Origin of the sequence: Spirillospora sp. NPDC049652, from assembly GCF_040675125.1 — a bacterium.
Classification (GTDB): Bacteria; Actinomycetota; Actinomycetes; order Streptosporangiales; family Streptosporangiaceae; genus Spirillospora.
Genome location: NZ_JBFAOF010001003.1, coordinates 1 through 2,508, shown reverse-complemented (window position 1 = coordinate 2,508; position 2,508 = coordinate 1). Strand labels below are relative to the sequence as shown.

The 2,508-nt window shown below is 74.5% G+C and carries 3 protein-coding genes; 1 reads left to right on the top strand and 2 read right to left on the bottom strand.

Annotation, left to right across the window (positions count from 1 at the left end):
• On the top strand, positions 1-246 hold a 246-nt coding region (locus AB0J52_RS36065; protein ID WP_500187398.1), incomplete at its 5' end, for an MMPL family transporter.
• A 49-nt stretch (positions 247-295) separates the two neighbouring features.
• Here AB0J52_RS36065 and AB0J52_RS36060 read toward each other — a convergent pair.
• Positions 296-1,747, bottom strand: coding sequence for a multicopper oxidase family protein (locus AB0J52_RS36060; protein WP_500187397.1), 1,452 nt, complete (start codon positions 1,745-1,747; stop codon positions 296-298).
• A 207-nt stretch (positions 1,748-1,954) separates the two neighbouring features.
• The coding region (locus tag AB0J52_RS36055; protein ID WP_500187396.1) for a LuxR C-terminal-related transcriptional regulator at positions 1,955-2,508 on the bottom strand (554 nt) is incomplete at its 5' end.

Genomic DNA, 2,508 nt, shown 5'->3' with positions numbered 1-2,508 from the left:
ATCACCTCCGCCGGGGTCGTGCTGGCGGCCACGTTCGCGGCGCTGACCGCGCTGCCGCTGGTCGCCATGGTGCAGCTCGGCTTCACGGTGGCGTTCGGGGTGCTGCTCGACACCGTCGTCGTCCGGTCGCTGCTGCTCCCCGCGCTGGCCCACGACCTCGGCCACCGGATCTGGCTGCCCGGACGGCTCGCCGCCGAGACCGCCTCCGCCCCGCGCCGGACCGAGACCCTGGAGCCGCTCGGCTGACGCGCCGCGCCCGTAGGGCCCGCCTCTCCCCGGGGAGGCGGGCCCCGCGCTACACGATCTGCATCTGCGCCATCATGCCGTGGACCGAGTGGTCGAGCAGGTGGCAGTGGTAGAGGTAGCGGCCCCGGTGGTGGTCGAACCGCGCCCGGAACCGGACGGTGCTACGCACGGGCAGCGACACCGTGTCCTTCCATCCCGTCTCGTGGCCGGTCACCGGCCCCCCGTCGCGGTCCAGGAGCTGGAAGTGGACGCCGTGCAGGTGCAGGCTGTGCGGCGCGACCGGGTCGAGGTTGGTCACCTCCCAGAGCTCGGTGCTTCCGAACGGGATCCGCTGGTCGACCCGGCGCATGTCGAACACCCGGCCGTTGATGGTGGGCGCGCCGGGCCTCCCCGGGACTCCCATCGCGATCCTGCGGACGGTGTCCTCGCCGGTCAGCAGCCGCATCGGCCGCAACCGCGACGGGATGCCGCGATGCCCCCGGAAGGGGCCTGCGGCCGACCGGGGGGCGCCGCCCACCTCGAAGCGCATGAGGCGGATGTCGCTGTCGACGCTGCCGCGCCGGTTGACCAGCACGATCCGGGTCCCCGCCGGATAGCGGGAGAAGTCCACCAGCACCTCGGCGCGCTCGCCGGGCGTGAGGTCCACCATGGTCGCGGCCCGCGGCTCGGGCAGCAGGCCGGCGTCCGACCCGATCAGGACCATCTCGTGGCCGGTGCTCAGCGCCAGCCGGTAGTCGGCGAGCGTCCCGCCGTTGCAGAGCCGGAGCCGGTACCACTCCGGACGGACCCGCAGGTACGGCTGCCGCATGCCGTTGACCAGCGCGACCTTGCGGTGGCGGAAGTCGCCGGGCACCCACTCCAGCCGGTTCCCGTGCTGGAGGCGCGCGTCGCGCAGCATCAGCGGGACGTCCCGGTCGCCGTCCGGCAGGCCGAGCGCCTCCTCCAGCGGGTCGTCCAGCAGGTAGAAGCCCGCCAGGCCGCGGAACGCGTGCTCGGCCTCCCACATATGGGCGTGGTCGTGGTACCAGAGCGTCGCCGCGCGCTGGGTGTTCGGATAGTGGTAGGCGCGTGCCGCACCCGCCATCACCGCGTCGGCCGGGTGGCCGTCGTCGGCCGCGGCGACCAGCCCGCCGTGCAGGTGCAGCGAGGTCTGGTGCCGGAGCGCGTTCTTCTGCGTGACCACGACCGCGCGTCCGGCGTGCGCCCTGATCGTGGGGCCGGGCGAGCCGCCGTTGTAGGTGAGCATCGTCGTCCGGACGCCTGCACGGAGCTCGACGGCGGCCGCCCTGACGGTCAGCTCGTAGTAGTCGGTCGTCGCCGTCCGGCGGACGGGGCGCAGCACCCCGGGCACGCGGAGCGGGGCCGAGAACGGCGTCGGCGGACGGCCGGCGCGCATGCCGGGAAGAGCGCCCCGGGCGTTCGCGGGAACCGCGCCCCGCGTCGAGAGGAGCGCCGCGCCGCCGACGGCGCCTACGCGGACGAGGTCACGGCGGTTCAGCATGGCGGTCCTGTCCTGTCAGGGGATCTCGTGCACTCCCCGGGTCGTGGGCGCCGCTCGGCGGCCGCTCCACTCCCGCTCGACTCCCCACCACGCCCTATCCCTCCCCCGCTTTCAACCACGGAGCAAGGCAACTTAAGAAATGCGGACCGAACCACTGCGGACCGATGACCGGCCGCGAAGCGGGCGGGGGGCCGGGCGGGGCGGCGGTCAGCCGAGCCAGCCGGGACGGACCATCCCCGACTCGTAGGCGAGGACGACCAGCTGCGCCCGGTCGCGCGCGCCGGCCTTCGCCAGGATGCGGCTGACGTGCGTCTTCGCCGTCGCCGGGCTCAGCACCAGCCGCCGCGCGATCTCGTCGTTGGACATCCCGGCGGCGACCAGCTCCAGCACCTCCCGCTCCCGGGCGGTCAGCGCGTCCAGCGCCGCGACCGGCGGCGGCTCGGTGAGCCGCTGCGCGAACTCGGCGATCAGCCGCCGCGTCACCGCCGGAGCCAGCAGCGCGTCCCCGCGCGCCACCACCCGCACCCCGTGGATCAGCTCCGCCGGCTCGGTGTCCTTCACCAGGAACCCGCTCGCGCCCGCGCGGATCGCCCCGTACACGTACTCGTCCAAGTCGAACGTCGTCAGGATCACCACCCGGACGCCCGCCAGCCGCGCGTCCCCGACGATCCGCCGGGTCGCCTCCAGGCCGTCCAGCACCGGCATCCGGACGTCCATGAGCACCACGTCCGGACGCAGCTCGGCGGCCAGCCGCACCGCCC

What these genes read in the sequence shown, in the direction of transcription:
- AB0J52_RS36060 (WP_500187397.1), bottom strand. Translation starts at nt 1,747, where the DNA reads ATGCTGAACCGCCGTGACCTCGTCCGCGTAGGCGCCGTCGGCGGCGCG.